The organism is Mangrovimonas spongiae (genome assembly GCF_003944795.1).
Classification (GTDB): Bacteria; Bacteroidota; Bacteroidia; order Flavobacteriales; family Flavobacteriaceae; genus Mangrovimonas; species Mangrovimonas spongiae.
Genome location: NZ_RWBG01000001.1, coordinates 416,749 through 433,931, shown reverse-complemented (window position 1 = coordinate 433,931; position 17,183 = coordinate 416,749). Strand labels below are relative to the sequence as shown.

At 32.9% G+C, this 17,183-nt stretch carries 18 protein-coding genes; 11 read left to right on the top strand and 7 right to left on the bottom strand.

Annotated features, from left to right (window positions below; all coding sequences use genetic code 11):
- From recO to gdhA, 3 genes are all read right to left on the bottom strand, one after another.
- On the bottom strand, nt 1-717 hold the full coding sequence (gene recO, locus EJA19_RS02035; RefSeq protein ID WP_125466672.1) for a DNA repair protein RecO: 717 nt from the start codon (nt 715-717) through the stop codon (nt 1-3).
- Complete coding sequence (gene porZ, locus EJA19_RS02030) at nt 717-3,065, bottom strand: type IX secretion system anionic LPS delivery protein PorZ (protein ID WP_125466671.1); 2,349 nt, start codon at nt 3,063-3,065, stop codon at nt 717-719. Before porZ ends, recO begins: the two co-directional genes overlap by 1 nt.
- Nucleotides 3,066-3,185: 120 nt before the next feature.
- A complete protein-coding gene (gdhA, locus tag EJA19_RS02025; RefSeq protein ID WP_125466670.1) occupies nt 3,186-4,529 on the bottom strand; it encodes an NADP-specific glutamate dehydrogenase in 1,344 nt (447 codons plus the stop codon).
- Nucleotides 4,530-4,765: 236 nt separating this feature from the next.
- Here gdhA and EJA19_RS02020 point away from each other — a divergent pair, with 236 nt between their 5' ends.
- Entirely contained in the window at nt 4,766-5,596 is an 831-nt protein-coding gene (locus tag EJA19_RS02020; protein ID WP_125466669.1) for a THC0290_0291 family protein, read from the top strand.
- A 78-nt stretch (nt 5,597-5,674) separates the two neighbouring features.
- On the opposite strand, the gene EJA19_RS02015 is transcribed toward EJA19_RS02020, so the two are convergent.
- Nucleotides 5,675-6,814 carry a cystathionine gamma-synthase gene (locus EJA19_RS02015; protein ID WP_125466668.1) on the bottom strand — a complete coding sequence of 380 codons (1,140 nt, stop codon included), beginning with the start codon at nt 6,812-6,814 and terminating at the stop codon, nt 5,675-5,677.
- 100 nt (nt 6,815-6,914) lie between these two features.
- Here EJA19_RS02015 and EJA19_RS02010 point away from each other — a divergent pair, with 100 nt between their 5' ends.
- Nucleotides 6,915-7,640, top strand: a complete 726-nt coding sequence (locus EJA19_RS02010) for a DUF3298 and DUF4163 domain-containing protein (protein ID WP_158611344.1) — start codon at nt 6,915-6,917, stop codon at nt 7,638-7,640.
- 12 nt (nt 7,641-7,652) lie between these two features.
- Nucleotides 7,653-8,006 carry an arsenate reductase family protein gene (locus EJA19_RS02005; protein WP_317124816.1) on the top strand — a complete coding sequence of 118 codons (354 nt, stop codon included), beginning with the start codon at nt 7,653-7,655 and terminating at the stop codon, nt 8,004-8,006.
- Nucleotides 8,007-8,036: 30 nt separating this feature from the next.
- Here EJA19_RS02005 and EJA19_RS02000 read toward each other — a convergent pair whose 3' ends face one another.
- A complete protein-coding gene (locus EJA19_RS02000; protein WP_125466665.1) occupies nt 8,037-8,513 on the bottom strand; it encodes an acyl-CoA thioesterase in 477 nt (158 codons plus the stop codon).
- Between the two features lie 173 nt (nt 8,514-8,686).
- On the opposite strand from EJA19_RS02000, the gene EJA19_RS01995 reads away from it, so the two are divergent.
- From EJA19_RS01995 to EJA19_RS01980, 4 genes are all read left to right on the top strand, one after another.
- A complete protein-coding gene (locus EJA19_RS01995; protein WP_125466664.1) occupies nt 8,687-9,544 on the top strand; it encodes a YicC/YloC family endoribonuclease in 858 nt (285 codons plus the stop codon).
- A complete protein-coding gene (gene gmk / locus EJA19_RS01990; protein ID WP_125466663.1) occupies nt 9,544-10,125 on the top strand; it encodes a guanylate kinase in 582 nt (193 codons plus the stop codon). The genes EJA19_RS01995 and gmk overlap by 1 nt, the downstream gene beginning before the upstream one ends.
- Nucleotides 10,122-10,700 carry a nicotinate (nicotinamide) nucleotide adenylyltransferase gene (gene nadD / locus EJA19_RS01985; protein ID WP_125466662.1) on the top strand — a complete coding sequence of 193 codons (579 nt, stop codon included), beginning with the start codon at nt 10,122-10,124 and terminating at the stop codon, nt 10,698-10,700. Before gmk ends, nadD begins: the two co-directional genes overlap by 4 nt.
- Before the next feature lie 446 nt (nt 10,701-11,146).
- On the top strand, nt 11,147-12,961 hold the full coding sequence (locus EJA19_RS01980) for a sulfatase-like hydrolase/transferase (RefSeq protein WP_158611342.1): 1,815 nt from the start codon (nt 11,147-11,149) through the stop codon (nt 12,959-12,961).
- 81 nt (nt 12,962-13,042) lie between these two features.
- Here the strand turns inward: EJA19_RS01980 and lysM are convergent, their stop codons facing one another.
- Nucleotides 13,043-13,537 (bottom strand): peptidoglycan-binding protein LysM, encoded by a 495-nt coding sequence (lysM, locus tag EJA19_RS01975; protein ID WP_125466660.1) that lies wholly within the window; start codon nt 13,535-13,537, stop codon nt 13,043-13,045.
- A gap of 149 nt (nt 13,538-13,686) precedes the next feature.
- Nucleotides 13,687-14,634, bottom strand: a complete 948-nt coding sequence (locus EJA19_RS01970; protein WP_125466659.1) for a nicotinic acid mononucleotide adenyltransferase — start codon at nt 14,632-14,634, stop codon at nt 13,687-13,689.
- Nucleotides 14,635-14,767: 133 nt separating this feature from the next.
- Between EJA19_RS01970 and EJA19_RS01965 the strand changes: the two genes are divergently transcribed.
- The 4 genes from EJA19_RS01965 (at nt 14,768) to EJA19_RS01950 (ending at nt 17,044) form a co-directional block, all read left to right on the top strand.
- Nucleotides 14,768-15,769 (top strand): NAD(P)H-dependent glycerol-3-phosphate dehydrogenase, encoded by a 1,002-nt coding sequence (locus EJA19_RS01965; protein ID WP_125466658.1) that lies wholly within the window; start codon nt 14,768-14,770, stop codon nt 15,767-15,769.
- Between the two features lie 73 nt (nt 15,770-15,842).
- Complete coding sequence (locus tag EJA19_RS01960; RefSeq protein WP_125466657.1) at nt 15,843-16,310, top strand: hypothetical protein; 468 nt, start codon at nt 15,843-15,845, stop codon at nt 16,308-16,310.
- Between the two features lie 192 nt (nt 16,311-16,502).
- A complete protein-coding gene (locus EJA19_RS01955; protein WP_125466656.1) occupies nt 16,503-16,745 on the top strand; it encodes a type II toxin-antitoxin system ParD family antitoxin in 243 nt (80 codons plus the stop codon).
- Nucleotides 16,742-17,044: a type II toxin-antitoxin system RelE/ParE family toxin gene (locus EJA19_RS01950; RefSeq protein WP_125466655.1), complete on the top strand. Its 303-nt coding sequence runs from the start codon at nt 16,742-16,744 to the stop codon at nt 17,042-17,044. The genes EJA19_RS01955 and EJA19_RS01950 overlap by 4 nt, the downstream gene beginning before the upstream one ends.
- Nucleotides 17,045-17,183: the final 139 nt, after the last annotated feature.

Sequence of the window (17,183 nt, the reverse complement as noted above, 5' to 3'; positions counted from 1 at the left end):
TTAGTTAAATACTTGGTTTAACACGCTTAAAGATTTTGGTTTTTTAAAGCTTTCTATGTGAAATTCGTAATACATGATAAGCATTTTTAAAAAATCTTGTCTTTGTAAAGCATTTATTTTTATGCTATTTAACGCATCAAAACCTATGCCTAACATGGATTTTAAGATTGTTAAACTATCTCCTGAAATAGCAAATTTGTTTGGGTTGTCTTGAAATTCACCCTCTTCTAAATTAAAGTAATTAGCAGACAGGTTTGTGGTATCTGGATAAAACCCTAAGTGCTTGGTTAGTTTTAGTAAAAAATATAAATGAAAGTTTGAAAATTTATGTTCTGTATCCAACCATAAAATGGCATGCTCTAAAAAACCATATAAAGTTGTATTTTTTTCTTCTTCTTTAAGGACTTGGCTTAAAATTTCGGAAAGAAACATGACGATAGAACTTTTTAACACATTGGTATGAATGCTTGAATATGCATGATCTATTTTTATGTCTCTTACAGCTTGTAAAGATGCTGTGTTTTTATGGACAACCTCTAATTGTAATTGAGATAATAATTGAAAATAAGCTGCTTTTTGGTGTCCCTTTCTAGATTTAAAAACGCCTCTAATAAGATAACTTACAGTGCCAAATGTTTCGGTATAGCATTTTACTATTAAATCGCTATCCCTATATTTAATTTTTGATAAAACAATGGCACGAGTAGAAGCTTGCATTATCTAATTACCATGATTTTTAAGACTTTAGTTTCTAGAGAATCTAAATCGGTTAGCATTACTAAATAAACACCAGATGCAACGGTGTTATTTCCTAAGTTTTTTCCATCCCAGAATGCAGAACCACCATCAATTTCTAAATGATACCCTTTATATCTTAAATTAACATTGGATTGGGCTTCGGCTACCAGATTCCCTTCTATATCGGTAATTTTTATATTAACATTTTCTGGCAATCCTCTAAACTTCACTTTCTTCTCAGCCATATTAAAGTCTGGCCTTACAGGATTAGGGTACACAAACGCTTCTTCAAAATCTTCTTCGGTGCCAGAACTTCCAGACCCATAAGCTAACAAGCCTTTATCGGTGGCAATATACACTTTACCGCTATCATCATCTATAGAAACATCCATAATATTGTTTGATGGCAATGGAGAGTTATCTTTTGTAAAGTGAAAAATGGTTTCTTGTCCACCTGAAGAAAAGTAAAACAACCCCGAACCTGTAACACCTACCCATTTGTTATTGGCACCATCGACCTCAATATCGGAAATAGCTTGTTGATATAAAAGTTCACTTGGCAAACCATCTTGTTCAACTATAATTGATTGAACTTCTATGGCTTCATCTTGAAATATATTTCCTGTATTGTATAACACTCTTAAGCCTTGTAAGGTTCCTATCCATAATTGATTATTTTGGTCAAAAGCTAAAGTATTTACATAAGCAGATGGCATATTTTGTTCTTCTAAAGCTATATTTATAAGCTGTTGATTGCCATTATTCTCTCTAAAAACAATAACTCCATTATTAACACTTGCAATCCATTTTGTGTTATTAAAGTCTATAACAATATCGTTGTAACCTATTTCTCCGTTAAATCCGTCTGGTATTAAACTGGTAAAATCGTAACTATTCCATTGACCATTATCTGGATTATAAGATTTAAGCGGCTCCTCAATCCTTGCGGTTAACGACCAGAGTACTCCAGACGTGTCAAATGTTTTTGCATCTAATCTAATACTCTTATAGTTTGGTGCAGATGGCACTACTAACGACTCTAACCCGCTATTACTTTCATCATATAATATTGTAGGTTCGTTATTATTAACCTCTAAAATACCAAAGTGTGGTGCGCTAATAAACACTTGACTTGCATTGAGTGGGTTAACATCTATCTGTCCTAAATTTCTAGCTCCTAAAACATTTTCAAATGGGACATTAAGCCACTCGTCTCCAGTTAATCGACTAAATCCTTGGTTTTTAAAGGGTGTTGGTGTATGATAATAATTATAATCGCCGTAAGTTACCCACAAACTATTATATTGAGCTAGAATACTAAAAGGGGTATTTGCTAACGGCCCTAAAGGATGTAATTCTTCATAACTTATGCCTATATCAATATCGGTTTTTAAAACACCGTGGCTTTCTGTTCCTATATATAAAAACCCTGAATGAAAACTTGCTGATGTAAAACTTGTATTTAGCTCTTCATTAAATGTTGGGTTAAGTATTAAATTGAAGTTTACATCGTAAACATACACATCATTTTGGGTTGTTATTAATAAATAGTCATCGTTTGATTTAACATCTAAAATAGGGTCGTTTAAAATGGTTAACTGATTTAAAACTCCATTTTCAATTCTGTACACTCGTCTATTTGCTCTTACGGCAAATACACTTCCTAAATGTTCTTGTACGCTCACAAAATTTCCTCCAGAAATGGTATTCCACTCCTGAAAGTCGATTAAATTATCACTCGCGACTGAGGCTTGTTTAATGCCGTTATTATCAAAACATGCTGCATAAATATAACCGCCGTTTACTGTGGTTTGTTCTACGCGAATTTGGGCTCCATTATCACCTATATAATAAGTATCACCAAATTCTAAACCTGTTAAATCGTAAACCGATATTCCAAAATCTGTAGCAATATAAACAACTCCGTTATACTCGTTAAAATGATTAATACGCTTATTTGTGGGTGGTATTGTAGGTTTATCTAAAATATCTACTACCGTTAAAACATTAACTTCGCCATCAACAACAATTTCTATCAAGCCATTGTCATAACCAATTAACAGCAACCCATAATCTTGACTGTAATGAATTGTAGAAATGGTTTCTCCTGAAAGCCCGTTTATAGTCGATATTTTTTCAATTTCAAACGTATTAATGTCATAGGTGAAAATGGCATTTTCGGCTGCTGCATAAATTTTATTTTCGCCTCTAGAGGTATCTTTAATATTTAAATATGAATAATGTCCTTCCCAAAGTGCAGAATAGTCTTGAGACTGCATTAATGTTGCAAAAAGCATTATTACAATTACCAGAATTTTACGTTTCATAGCCTACTTAAAAGTTCAAATATATTTATATATAACGAGTTTTATATTAAAAACATATAGATATAACAAAAAAGCTTCCTTGTTCAAGGAAGCTTTTTTAAGTTATAGTAATTATTTAGATTATATAACGCCTTGTGCTAACATAGCATCGGCCACTTTTACAAACCCAGCTATATTGGCTCCTTTTACATAATTTACATAACCATCTTCTTCTGTTCCAAAGGTGGTACAAGATTTATGAATATCTTCCATAATCTCTTTTAATTTTTTATCTACTTCTTCTCTAGTCCAGTTAAAGCGTAATGAATTTTGAGTCATTTCAAGCCCTGAAGTTGCTACACCACCAGCATTTGATGCCTTTCCTGGTGCAAAAAGTATTTTAGCATTATGGAATACTTCTATAGCGCCTTTTGTAGATGGCATATTAGCTCCTTCGCTAACACATATACAACCATTCTCTACTAATTTTTTGGCATCTTCTTCGTGTAATTCGTTTTGTGTTGCACAAGGAAGTGCTATATCACACTTAACTCCCCAAGGCGTTTCTCCTTTGTGGAATTCGGCATTTGGATATTTTTCTAAATATTCATGTATTCTAGCTCTCTTTTCATTTTTAAGATACATAACATGTGCTAGTTTCTCCTCATTAATACCTTCTTTATCATAGATATATCCAGATGAGTCTGACATGGTTAAAACGACACCTCCTAATTGAAGTACTTTCTCTGCTGCATACTGAGCTACGTTTCCTGAACCAGAAATAACAACATTTTTACCGTTAAAAGAGTCTCCTTTTGTTTTTAGCATACTATCAGCAAAATACACATTACCGTAACCTGTGGCCTCTGGTCTAATTAAAGAACCTCCCCAAGACAGTCCTTTTCCTGTAAGCACTCCTGTAAATTCATTTCTTATTTTTTTGTACATCCCAAAAAGGTATCCTATTTCGCGAGCACCTACACCTATATCTCCTGCTGGAATATCGGTATTTGGGCCAATGTGTCTAAATAGTTCCGACATAAAGGCATGGCAAAAACGTCTTATTTCACCATCGCTTTTTCCTTTAGGATCAAAGTCGCTACCACCTTTTCCACCACCCATTGGCAGTGTAGTTAAGCTGTTTTTAAACACTTGCTCGAACGCTAAAAACTTCAATATACTTAAGTTAACCGTTGGGTGAAATCTTAATCCACCTTTATAAGGTCCAATAGCAGAATTCATTTGAATTCGGTACCCTCTGTTAACCTGTATTTCTCCAGCATCATCTACCCAACAAACTCTAAAAGATATAACACGTTCTGGTTCTACCATTCTTAAAAGAATGTTTTTACCAAAATAAATGTCATGTTTTACAATGTAAGGTATTACAGTTTCTGCAACTTCCTCGACAGCTTGTAAAAACTCAGGCTCATGCCCATTTCTGACCTTTACTTGCTCTAAAAATGCTTCTACTTTATCTCTCATTTATCTTTAAATTATGATATTGTTATTGAATGTAAAATATTAAAGAACAAATATACGGTATCTTTAAAAAAGAAAAGATTTTTTTTAAAATTTCATATTTATTTTACTTCACATTATCAAATTCCAATAAATCTATATAAAAATAAAAAGATCTCATTTAAGCATTAAATTTGGTAGCTTTAGGGGTTTTGTTATATTTGTTATATTAAGTGCTCTATTTTTTTTGATACCATATTATGCTGAATATAAAATATTTGCCCGCCTTCATCCTACTTATATGCGGAATTCAATTGGGGTTTTCCCAATTAGGCTTCTCTCATGAAATTGGAGCTATTGTAGGTCCTGTTCAATTTAGGTCAGATTACGGTATCCGTAATAATGAGGAAACAAACTTTGGTAATACTGGTATAGGTGTTGGTATTATTCATTATATAAACTTTGCTTACAGAGCAGATTGTAATTGCTACTCTACCGATACGTATTTTAACGATCATTTTAAATTAAGAAGTGAAATTTCTTGGAATAAAACAAAACTTAAGCACTATGGCCGTTGGGTTGCTCCAGACAGAACAAGTGATAATGCAGATAAGTTAAGAGCTCATACTGGAGAAGCGCAAAATTTTGACATAGGTATGCAGCTTGAATACTTCCCGTTAAGTATTAGATCATTCCAAGCGTTTAGTTATCGGTTTGCGCCTTTTGTTAGTTTAGGTGCGCATTATACATCTTCACATCCTAAAGCACAAACCACTTATGGTAGCGGAAATGTTATGGACGAATCTTCGATTTACTCTTATTGGTATGAAGACGAGTCTCATTTACCAGCTTTAGCTCCTGGCGAATTAAGAGAGTATCCTATTAATACAGAAACAACCGACGCTTGGTCTGTTGTAGCTAGTGTTGGAGTAAGGTATAAACTTACCAAGTTGTCCGATTTAATGTTAGATTTACGTTGGCAATATTACTTTAGCGATTGGATTGATGGGTTTGATCATCAACTAGATTACAACAAACATAACGATTGGTTAGTGTGGCTAAACTTTGGATACATTTATTATTTAGATTAGACAGACTAGAAAACATATAATAAAAAAGCCTAAACAGTTAAAAGTTTAGGCTTTTTTTATATTTTAAATAGGTAATTGTTATCCTATAGCTTGTTTTAAATCTTCAAGTAAATCGGCTTCATCTTCAATACCAACACTTAATCTTATTAACGAATCAACCACACCTGTTTTTTCACGCTCTTCTTTTGGTATACTAGCGTGTGTCATGCTTGCTGGATGTCCTGCTAAAGACTCTACACCTCCAAGAGATTCGGCTAAAGTAAACACTTTTAAATTTTCCACTATTTTAATAGCGTCTTCGTAACTATTCCCTTTTGTAGTAAAAGAAACCATCCCTCCAAAATCGTTCATTTGAGATTTGGCAATATCATGATTAGGATGACTTTCAAAACCTGGCCAATAAACATTTTCAATTTTTGGGTGATTATTCAAATACTCGGCTACAGCACGACCATTTTCGCAGTGACGTTGCATACGAATATGAAGCGTTTTTATGCCTCGAAGTACTAAAAAACTATCTTGTGGCCCACAAACTGCACCACTAGCATTTTGGATAAAATATAGTTTATCGGCAAGGTCTTTATCTTTTACAACTAAAGCCCCCATAACCACATCGCTGTGACCACCTAAATATTTTGTAGCAGAATGCATTACTATATCTGCACCTAAATCTAATGGTTGTTGTAAATAAGGGGTTGCAAAAGTATTGTCTACCGTTAAAATTAAATCGTGTTTCTTAGCAATTTTAGCAGCAGCTTTAATATCAATAATATTCATCATTGGGTTAGTTGGTGTTTCAACCCAAATTAGTTTTGTATTATCGTTTACATAGTTTTCAATGTTTGCGGCATTTTCCATACCTACAAAATGAAACTTAATACCAAAACGTTCAAAAATACTTGTAAACAATCTATAACTTCCTCCATATAAATCGTTTGTCGAAATAACCTCATCACCAGGATTTAAGAGTTTCATTACAGCATCAATAGCAGCTAAACCAGACCCAAATGCTAAACCAAAATTCCCGTTTTCTATACTTGCTAAAGCATTTTCTAAAGCTGATCTTGTTGGGTTTTGCGACCTAGAATACTCGAAGCCTTTGTGTCCTCCAGGAGTAGACTGCGCGTAAGTTGATGTTTGATAAATAGGAGGCATTACAGCACCGTAAGCTTTATCATGTTCTTGACCTCCGTGTATGGTTTTTGTGTTAAATTTCATAAACTAGTTCTTTTCTTAATGCAACAAATTTAAGGTTTAATTCGGTCTATTCAAATGGATGCTGTACCTTTAGTCTATGTTTAACAAAAACTTGTCTGTAATGATAAAAAGGCTCGCTTTTTTAAGTCTATTTATACTTCTTGTGTTTTCTTGCGAAGAGGATATTGCTATCACTTTTAAAGACACTATTGTATCTCCTAAAACTACTGCCGATATTGATATATTATACCCCAAGGCAAAAGAAAATCATACTGTCGCAAAACAAATGAATAATGAGATAGAAGGCTATATTGCACAGCAAATTAATTTTAAAGATACCACCAATACACTTTCTATTAAAGAGGCGATTTCTAAGTTTGACAGCCAATTAAATCAGTTTAAAGCAGATTTCCCAGAAACACCACAAGAATGGGAAATAAGTATTGAAGGCGAAGTTTTACTGCAAACACCAGAAATTATTTGTGTTGGTATGAGCTCATATATGTATACTGGTGGTGCGCATGGAAATGATAGAATAGACTTTTTAAATTTTGATACAAAAACGGGGGGATTAATGACTATAACTGATCTTATTACTAATATAGATGGATTTAGCAAGTTGGTTGAAACCCACCTAAAAAAAGAAATTGAAACCAATAAAAACGACACTATAGAGGATTATTTCTTTGGGCAAGGTTTTATACTTCCAGAATCTATTGGATTTAATGATATAGGTGTTATTATTTTGTATAATCAATATGAAATAGCCTCTTACGCACAGGGCATTACAGAATTTGTTATCCCATATAACGAAGCCGAACCTTTTTTAACAATAATGCCGTTATAAATTTTTAGAATTATGATTTTTTACTACTTAAAAACATGCAATACGTGTACAAGAATTATTAACGCGTTAAACTTACCTAGCAATGTTGTTATGCAAGACATCAAATCGGAACCAATTACCGTAAAACAACTTGAAGAAATGCTTAAACTATCTGGCAGTTACGAAGCCTTATTTAGTAAACGTGCTAAGTTATACAAAGAGATGGGTTTAAAAGACCAAACGCTAACCGAAAAAGATTTTAAGCACTACATTTTAGAGCACTATACCTTTTTAAAACGCCCTGTATTACTTCTTGAAAATCAAATTTTTATTGGCAACAGTAAAAAAACCGTCGAAGCTGCTAAACAAGCTATAAGCAATATGTAACGTTTAACAACTTCGTTTTTATATTCTAGGTTAATTTAAATTTACTGGTTTTTTACCGTGTTTTCTAGTATCCTCTCTAGTAAGTGTTTTGTAATGCTTTGCTTTAGGAAATGCATTGGCTATTTCTAATAAGTTTTCTGGTAAATCGGTTAATTTACGTCCTTTTAAATCCATCCAAGCGCCTAACATTTCGCAATGTGCCAAATGCTCACCTTTATGGTTGTAAAAATTATGATCGAACATAAAAAACGTGCCATCTTCACTTAGCCCAGAAACCTCTAAGGTAACTGTTAAAGGCCTTCCCATAAATGCTTCTTTAAAATAAAACATATGCTCGTAAAACACTACTGGTCCAATATTATACTTAGCAAGTTCTTTCATACCAAAGCCACTTTCAATTAAAAAAGCCATTCTTGTATGGCTCATAAAATTGGTATAAGCACTATTGGCTAAATGTCTGTTAGCATCTACATCGCTCCAACGAATTTCAAATTCTTTTTTAAACATAAGTGTCGTTTTGGGTTTCCACAAAAGTATGGAATTTTATTATGCAAGCATAACAGTTTAACATCCTTAAAAAAACCTAGCAATTTGTTACCTTTGCGCAAAATAAATATACCCTTTCGCATGACGTGTTTGGGAATAAAGCCCACTTTGTGGGATGCAATACAAATTGGTGTATGATTCAATCTATGACAGGTTATGGGAAAACCGTGGTACAACTTCCTACCAAAAAAATCTCCTTAGAAATAAAATCGTTAAACAGTAAAAACCTAGATTTAAATGCTAGAATGCCCTCTGTTTATAGAGAAAAAGAATTAGAGATAAGAAAGCGCATTGCAGCGGTTTTAAATCGTGGTAAAGTGGATTTTTCATTATATATGGAAATTACAGGTGAAGACACGTCTTCTCAAATTAATAAAACGGTTGTTAAAGAGTATATAAAACAACTTAAAGAGGTTGTTGATGGCGATGAAACCGAACTCTTAAAAATGGCCGTGCGTTTACCTGATGCCGTAACTACTGAACGTGACGAAATTGATGATGATGAATGGAAAACAATTTCTGATGCTATTGATGAGACGCTTAAAAAAATTGAACAATACCGTATAGATGAAGGTAAAAGTCTGGAAACCGATTTTATAAATCGTGTAAAAAATATTAGTCAGCTTTTAGACGATGTTATCGCTATAGATCCAGAGCGTATTGAAGGCGTGAGAGCGCGTCTAGAAAAAGGCATTGCAGAAATTAAGGAAAAGGTAGACGAAAACCGTTTTGAACAAGAGTTGGTTTACTACATTGAAAAATATGATATTACCGAAGAAAAAGTACGCTTAAAAAATCATTTAGATTACTTTTTAAAAGTATTAAACTCTAAAGAATCTAACGGAAAAAAGCTAGGGTTTATTGGTCAAGAAATGGGACGCGAAATCAATACTATTGGGTCAAAATCTAATTACGCACCTATGCAAAAATTAGTCGTTCAAATGAAAGACGAGTTAGAAAAAATTAAAGAACAACTCTTAAACGTACTATAATGAAACAAGACGGTAAACTTATTGTGTTTTCGGCGCCTTCGGGTTCTGGAAAAACCACTATAGTAAGACATTTACTTAAACAAAAAGAGTTGGGCTTAGAGTTTTCCATTTCGGCTACCTCGCGAGATAAACGCGGCGAAGAGGTTGATGGCAAAGATTACTATTTTTTATCGTTTGAAGAATTTAAGCAAAAAATTAAAAACGATGAGTTTTTAGAATGGGAAGAAGTGTATCGTGATAATTTTTATGGTACACTAAAAACCGAAGTCGAGCGTATTTGGGCAAAAGGCAAACACGTTATTTTTGATATTGATGTGTCTGGTGGCTTGCGTATTAAACGTAAATTTCCAAAGGAAACCTTGGCTATTTTTGTAAAACCACCAAGTATAGACGAACTTAAAATTAGGCTTAAAAAACGTCAAACAGAAACCAACGACAAAATCAATATGCGGATTGCTAAAGCCTCTGCCGAATTGGCTACAGCACCATTATTTGATCATATTGTAATTAACGACACCTTAGAACACGCTTTAGAAGAAGCGTATAATTTAGTTTCGGAATTTATAAAACAAAAGGTATGAAAATAGGGTTATACTTTGGCACCTTCAACCCCATTCATATTGGTCATTTAGTCATTGCCAACTACATGGTTGAGTTTAGTGATTTAGACAAAGTTTGGTTTGTAATTACACCACATAGCCCATTTAAGAAAAAAAGCTCGTTGTTGGATGATCATCATCGCTACGAAATGGTGTACCGTGCCACCGAAGCTTACGAAAAACTTGAACCAAGCAATATTGAATTTAATTTACCTCAGCCTAATTATACCGTTAATACCTTAACGCATCTTTACGAAAAATACCCTAATCATGAGTTTTCGTTAATTATGGGTGAAGACAATTTAAAAAGTTTTCATAAGTGGAAAAACTATCAGGTTATTTTAGAGCATCATGATATTTATGTGTATCCACGAATTTCAAAAGGAAGTATTGAAACACGTTTTGAGGATCATACAAAAATTCATCATATTAACGCGCCAATAATGGAGTTATCCTCCACATTTATTCGCTCAAGCATACAAGAAGGCAAAAATATTAAGCCTATGCTTCCTGAAAACGTTTGGGAATATATTGATGAAATGAATTTTTATAGGTAAGCATTGTGAACGTATTAAAAAAAATAGCATATACATTTGGAGGGAAGTTTTTAATACTCAATCTATTTTTTTTAATTATTAGTTTTCTTTTTATAGCTTCTTTTATAAAGGAAAAAACCATAAGGTTTATAATAGCAATAATATTTAGCACTGTAACTGTTCTTCAAATTTGCTCTTCATATATCTTAAAATCATTTATTGATTATAGTTTTATTATTCACTTCAATACAAGAGATATCAGTGCGATGATAAGCCTCTTTAAGTTTCAAGTTATATTGTGTTTGATAGCTTTTGTTTGTTTTACAACTATATACTTTTATGCTTCTTTAATCATTATAAAAATAGTAACACTTTTGCAGAAGTATTTTCCCTCTACAAAACACTTATTAAAGACTTCCGTGATTAAATATACCAAGGTTATTATATTATTTATAGCGGTTTATACAATGTGTTTACATAATGGTATTTTACAAAAAAGCTATACGTTATTCACAACATTAAAAGTTGAAAACAAATCATTTAATGAGTATTTACAAGCTCTAAAAATGACGAACTATGTTTTTCCCGAAAATTTGGAAGTTTCTGGTTCAGGCAAGAATATTATTGTTATTTCCCTTGAATCCTTTGAAAAAGGGTATTTAAGTGAAAAGTATTCAAAGTTAACACCTTTTTTAAGATCATTAATAAGAAACCCTTCTTGGCAATATTATGAAATGAATCAAAATGAAGGTAGTAAATGGACTAGCGGCTCTTTATACACATATCTAACAGGGTTTCCTGCTTATTTTGGAACTATGCATAATAATATTTTTCAATCTAGTTATCATTCTAACATTACTGGACTTGGACATATATTAAAAAAAGAAGGCTACAAAACAACATTTATTGGCACCGATGCTAAAGTATCTGGAACTCAAGATATGCTTTACGCATTAAAGATTGATAATATTATTGACAAATCAACTCTAGGAGCATTTTCTCAAGATAAAGACTTATTTAATGTTGCTAAAGAAGCTGCCCTAAACAGCAGTAAAACAAACACACCCTTCTCTTTGTTTATATCAACGTTAAGTACACACTTTCCAAATGGAATTTATGACAAACGCATGGAAGCATATATCACACCTAAAGCTTCTGATTTAGAATTTATGGTAGCTGCCACAGATTATATGCTTAAAGATTTTATTGACTACTTAAAAGAAGTGGGCATTTACAAAAACACTATTATTTATATATTTCCAGATCATCTTAAAATGGGTGATGACACTATATTTAAAGGTACAGGAGAACGGGGGCTTTTTATCTTAACCAACGCAAAAGAGGAGGTTGTTGAAACAAAAAACCTTAAAAATCTCTATCAAATAGATTTGCCTGAAATTATTTTAAAAGGTGCTGAAATAAATACTAATGCCACATTTTTGACAAACCATGTTAATGGCGATAAAAACCAATTCATACAAGACCACATAAGTGACATTACTGCTTTAAACGTTTCGGGTTTTGAGCGAACAGAATTAAGCCCTTATATCATTCCTGAAATTTCAAAACACGTTAAAACTTATAAAAAAGACACATTACGTTTTATTGCTCATGCAGGAGGGAAAATAGATGACAAAATTTATACCAATTCGTTAGAAGCATTAAATACAAACTACGCAAAAGGTTTTAGATTATTTGAGTTAGATATTCTCACTTCCTCAGACAACAAGTTTGTTGCTGCTCATTATTGGGATGATTGGATAAAAATGACCGAATACACAGGAAAAACTCCTGTTTCTCGTAAAGAATTTATGTCTCATAAGCTATATGGAAAATACACCCCATTAGATATGAAATCTATTAACAATTGGTTTAAGAGTCATCCTGATGCTGTATTGGTCACTGATAAAATAAATACCCCTAAAGCATTTGCATCACAGTTTATAGACCCTGATAGGCTAATTATGGAATTATTTACCTGGAATGCTGTTAGAGAAGGCTCTCAAGCAAAAATTAAATCTGTTATGCCCTCTCAAAATGTAATATTCGATTTAAAAAAAAATTATTTAGATTCACTTAAAAAGTACCACATAAAACATGTTGCCATATCGCGAAATATTATTGCTTCAAACCAAGAGCTTTTAAATACCCTTAAAGCAAATAATATTAAAGTGTATGCCTACAATATTAATGAATACATTGATCGTGATGAAATGTATGTAGTAAAACATGAAATGGACTTTATTTATGGTATTTATGCAGACGACTGGTTTTTTAAATAAAATTAAGATGTAAATAATATTAACTAATTAAAAATGCCAACTTAAAGTTGGCATTTTTAATTTTTATTTAGTGAAAATCGCTTAGTCCAACGCAGGAATACGTAATACTTGTCCTGGGTAAATTAAATCTGGATCTTTAAGCATAGGCTTATTGGCTTCAAAAATAACAGGGTATTTCATCGCGTTTCCGTAATATTTTTTAGCAATTTTTCCTAACGTATCGCCACTTACAACGGTATGAAATTGCGCTTCAGGTTCTGGGTTTTCAACCGTCATTTGGTCGTCTACAGTAGCTATTCCCGCCGAGTTACCAACAACTAACACCACTTTTTCCTTGGTGGCTTGGTCGTAAGCAGCACCTGTTACGGTAGCTTTATCATCATCAATATGAATGTTTAAGTTTTCTACTTGTAATGATAAATCTGAAATAGTTTCTTCTAATGTGCTTGCAGCAGCTTCTTCTGCTTTTAACTTGGCTTCTGCGGCTTCGGCTTTAGCTTCGGCGGCTTTTTCTGCTGAAGTTTTTCCGCCAAAAATCTTTGCTCCTGCGTCTTTAATAAATGAAAATAATCCCATAATGTGTGTGATTTAAAATGTTTAAATTAGTTAATGTAAATCTATCTTGGTTAGGGTTAATTTTAGGGTAATATACTAAAAAAAGAGAGTGCTACAACATTACTATATTGTTAAAGCACTCTCATCAACTAACTAATCAACCAAAATATTTATGACTTTCTTGTATTTTCTCTTGGGTTTGCTTTTTTCTTTGTTTTTTGTTTACGTTTTTTAGGCTCTTGGGTTTGCTTACCTGCGGCATTTCTCATGTATTGTATATAACCTCTTCCTGTAAACTCGTATAAGGTTCCTGAGGAAGGATGGTATAACTCGATACGCTGATCGTTTAATACACTTAATTCAAAATGTTCGTTATCAAAATAATCGTAGTCTAAGGTTAATGTTTTTAAGTACATATTGTTAGCAACATTACCTACACCATAAACCCCTGTATAATCCCAATATAAATTTTCTGGGTTTAACCCTACAGGGTCTTTAGAACTTCTAAATTCTGAGTCGTTTCCGCCAGCTAAAAATTGCAAGTAATTTTCATTGTCAAATTCATTTAATTCACCATAATTACTTGTATAGGTTTTCTCCCAAGCTTCATATTCTTGAAGGAAATAGTGGATATTATCGTAAAACACAAAATCATAATCAAACGTATTGCGTTGATACCCATGTAAAAAATACGATGTATCTGTATAAGGGTTGTATAATTCTATGGTATTGTAATCAACCTCGTAAACGTCAAATGTTTGGTATCCATCTATATCGTGGTACACATCTAGTATCATGTTATAGGCATCATAATCGCCAACTGGAATACCAAAACCATTACCCTGGCTTCCAAAACCTACTAAATTATTGTTGGCATATAACACACCGTTTCTAAACGATAAGGTAAACGCTATTTCCATAAAAGGCGTGCTTCCATAACCTATGGTTTGATTAATATCTACGTACCATAACTCGTAAGACCGTAGTATATCGTCAGATGTTACCGTATGTGTTGGGCCTGGATTATAATTATCGTAAACAACTTCTTCTTCGTAAATACACGATGTAAATAAAAAGGCTGTTAGCACAAATGCAAAAAGTAGTTTTAAAGTTTTCATAAGCCACATTTTTAAGGGTTATGCTTGAAGTAATTCAAAACACGTGCCAAAAATTAAAAAGCATCCATAACTTACCTTTACAAACCATTATATTTTATGTATTTTTGAGAAAATTAATATGTTAAATCCGTACATGGAAACACCTTTAAAATATGCCGTTTTTGGTGCTGGAAGTTGGGCCACTGCAATTGTAAAAATGCTATGTGAGAATTTAGATGAAGTAGGTTGGTACATGCGCAGCGTTTATATTAAAGAACACCTGTTAAAAGAAGATCATAACCCAAGTTATTTAAGCTCGGTCGAGTTTGATACCGCACAATTAAAACTTAGTAACGACATTAACGATATGGCCAAATGGGCCGATGTGCTCATATTTGTTATCCCCTCTGCTTTTATGTATTCTGAATTAGAAAAACTAACGGCAGATATTTCAAACAAAACCATTGTTTCGGCTGTAAAAGGTATTATCCCTGAGTCTGGCTTACTAGTTGGCGAGCATTTTCATGATGTTTATAAGATTCCTTTTGAAAACATTGCTGTTATTGCAGGCCCTTGCCATGCCGAAGAAGTTGCCTTAGAGCGTTTATCATACCTTACCATTTCTTGTGCCGATTCTAAAAAAGCAAAAGCCATTGCCAAAAACCTTTCTAGCGACTATATACAAACCAAAACTAGCGATGATGTTATTGGTACCGAATATGCTGTTATGCTAAAAAACATATATGCTATTGCTGCAGGAATTGCTCATGGCTTAGGGTATGGCGATAACTTCCAGAGTGTGCTTATGAGCAATGCTATTCGCGAAATGAAACGCTTTATTAAAAAGCGCCATAAAATGAAACGAAATATTAACAACTCGGCTTATTTGGGCGATTTATTAGTAACGGGGTATTCTACATTTTCTCGAAACCGTATGTTTGGCAATATGATAGGTAAAGGCTATACCGTAAAATCGGCACAAATGGAAATGAACATGGTTGCCGAAGGGTATTACGCCACAAAAAGCGCCCATTTATTAAACGAACAAAGCAAAAAGAAAACACGAACACCTATTATTAATGCTGTTTACGATGTGTTATACCAAGGTAAAAACCCTAAAAAAGTATTTAATAAGTTAACAGAAAAGTTGGATTAATAGTCTCTTTATAAGAAGCTGCCCATAATAGCGGAACATGACTCTGAAAATCAATTTTAAAAAAACATAGAAAATGAATAAACCACTTCTGATTTTATTACTGTTTTCAATTAATGTTACAGCACAAAAACTTGACAGAAAAACGTACTATGAATATTCTGAAAATCTTGAATTTCGAATATTTGGAATAAATAAACAAAGAGTAATTGATCGAGGAAACGGATATTACGCAAATAACATTGTAGCTGAAAAAGGCAGAAGGTTTATTACTGTGATTTTTGAATTTAAAAATAATTCTTCCCAATCTCAAGAAATAGATTTTAATAAAATTTATCTACGCGATAAAAACGGGGAATTACATAAAATAGATTTTGTTGTGATGTCTATGAAAATGACTTCGAGAACAAATAAATTACAACAAAAATTAAATGCCAATAAAAAAAGAAAAATAGTCGCTCAATTTAGACCTTCATTTGATAAAGATGAAATTATTCACGAATTAGTAATCGGAGAAAAAATTATTAAGCTAAATTATAACTAAAGCTACTATGGGCAACACCAAGTATAGCTCATTGCGGCAGAATTCCTAATCGGAATTCTGCAAATTGTTATATTTGGTTCTACAGCGGAAAATCCTCTGCGGATTTCCCGCAACAAGCCATACACAAACCCGTTGTGTACAATTTGCACACGTTACCAAGATTTGGTATATTTGATAAAAACAATATCCAAAATGGGCAAAAACACATCAATATCACTTGGAAATCATTTTGAGGATTTCATTAAAGAAGAAGTAAAATCTGGTAGGTACAGTTCAGTCAGTGAAGTCATTCGTTCTGCCTTAAGACTTTTAGAAAGAGAGGAAAAAAAAGAAAGAGAACTAATTAAAGCTCTCGAAATTGGAGAACAAAGTGGATTTGTTGAGAATTTTGACCCAAAACAAACTTTAAAAGAATTACATCGCCAATACTTATGAGTAAAAACCAATGTCGAATAAGTCAAGAAGCGATTAAGGATTTAAAAAACATTTGGGTTTATACTCTAAATAAATGGTCAAAAGAAGAAGCGGACAGATATTACGACTTAATAATTTCAGAGATTGAGTTCATAGCGGATAATTTTTTGACTGGAAAATCAGCAGAGCAAACTAGAAAAAATTATCGTGTGACTAAAATAAAATCTCATTTGATTTTTTATAGAAAAGTTGAAAATGACATCGTAGAAATTGTTAGAATTTTGCACCAAAGAATGGATATAAAAAAACGACTGAAATAAAAAAACTGTACACAACAATGGCTATAAGTAATTGCTTGTTCTCGCCTACTTCTGAAAATCCTCGCGGATTTTCTGTTCGGTTTTTATTTGCTAAATTACGTACTTGACCACGCAACAAACCATATACAAACTCGCTAGC

Bases quoted from the DNA above. Each gene is read 5' to 3' on its own strand.
- porZ (WP_125466671.1), bottom strand. From the start codon at position 3,065: ATGAAACGTAAAATTCTGGTAATTGTAATAATGCTTTTTGCAACATTA.
- EJA19_RS02000 (WP_125466665.1), bottom strand. From the start codon at position 8,513: ATGTTTAAAAAAGAATTTGAAATTCGTTGGAGCGATGTAGATGCTAAC.
- gmk (WP_125466663.1), top strand. From the start codon at position 9,544: ATGAAACAAGACGGTAAACTTATTGTGTTTTCGGCGCCTTCGGGTTCT.
- nadD (WP_125466662.1), top strand. From the start codon at position 10,122: ATGAAAATAGGGTTATACTTTGGCACCTTCAACCCCATTCATATTGGT.
- EJA19_RS02005 (WP_317124816.1), top strand. From the start codon at position 7,653: ATGATTTTTTACTACTTAAAAACATGCAATACGTGTACAAGAATTATT.
- EJA19_RS02010 (WP_158611344.1), top strand. From the start codon at position 6,915: ATGATAAAAAGGCTCGCTTTTTTAAGTCTATTTATACTTCTTGTGTTT.
- recO (WP_125466672.1), bottom strand. From the start codon at position 717: ATGCAAGCTTCTACTCGTGCCATTGTTTTATCAAAAATTAAATATAGG.
- EJA19_RS01980 (WP_158611342.1), top strand. From the start codon at position 11,147: ATGTGTTTACATAATGGTATTTTACAAAAAAGCTATACGTTATTCACA.
- EJA19_RS01965 (WP_125466658.1), top strand. From the start codon at position 14,768: ATGGAAACACCTTTAAAATATGCCGTTTTTGGTGCTGGAAGTTGGGCC.
- EJA19_RS02020 (WP_125466669.1), top strand. From the start codon at position 4,766: ATGCTGAATATAAAATATTTGCCCGCCTTCATCCTACTTATATGCGGA.
- EJA19_RS01950 (WP_125466655.1), top strand. From the start codon at position 16,742: ATGAGTAAAAACCAATGTCGAATAAGTCAAGAAGCGATTAAGGATTTA.
- EJA19_RS02015 (WP_125466668.1), bottom strand. From the start codon at position 6,814: ATGAAATTTAACACAAAAACCATACACGGAGGTCAAGAACATGATAAA.
- EJA19_RS01970 (WP_125466659.1), bottom strand. From the start codon at position 14,634: ATGAAAACTTTAAAACTACTTTTTGCATTTGTGCTAACAGCCTTTTTA.
- gdhA (WP_125466670.1), bottom strand. From the start codon at position 4,529: ATGAGAGATAAAGTAGAAGCATTTTTAGAGCAAGTAAAGGTCAGAAAT.
- lysM (WP_125466660.1), bottom strand. From the start codon at position 13,537: ATGGGATTATTTTCATTTATTAAAGACGCAGGAGCAAAGATTTTTGGC.
- EJA19_RS01960 (WP_125466657.1), top strand. From the start codon at position 15,843: ATGAATAAACCACTTCTGATTTTATTACTGTTTTCAATTAATGTTACA.
- EJA19_RS01955 (WP_125466656.1), top strand. From the start codon at position 16,503: ATGGGCAAAAACACATCAATATCACTTGGAAATCATTTTGAGGATTTC.
- EJA19_RS01995 (WP_125466664.1), top strand. From the start codon at position 8,687: ATGATTCAATCTATGACAGGTTATGGGAAAACCGTGGTACAACTTCCT.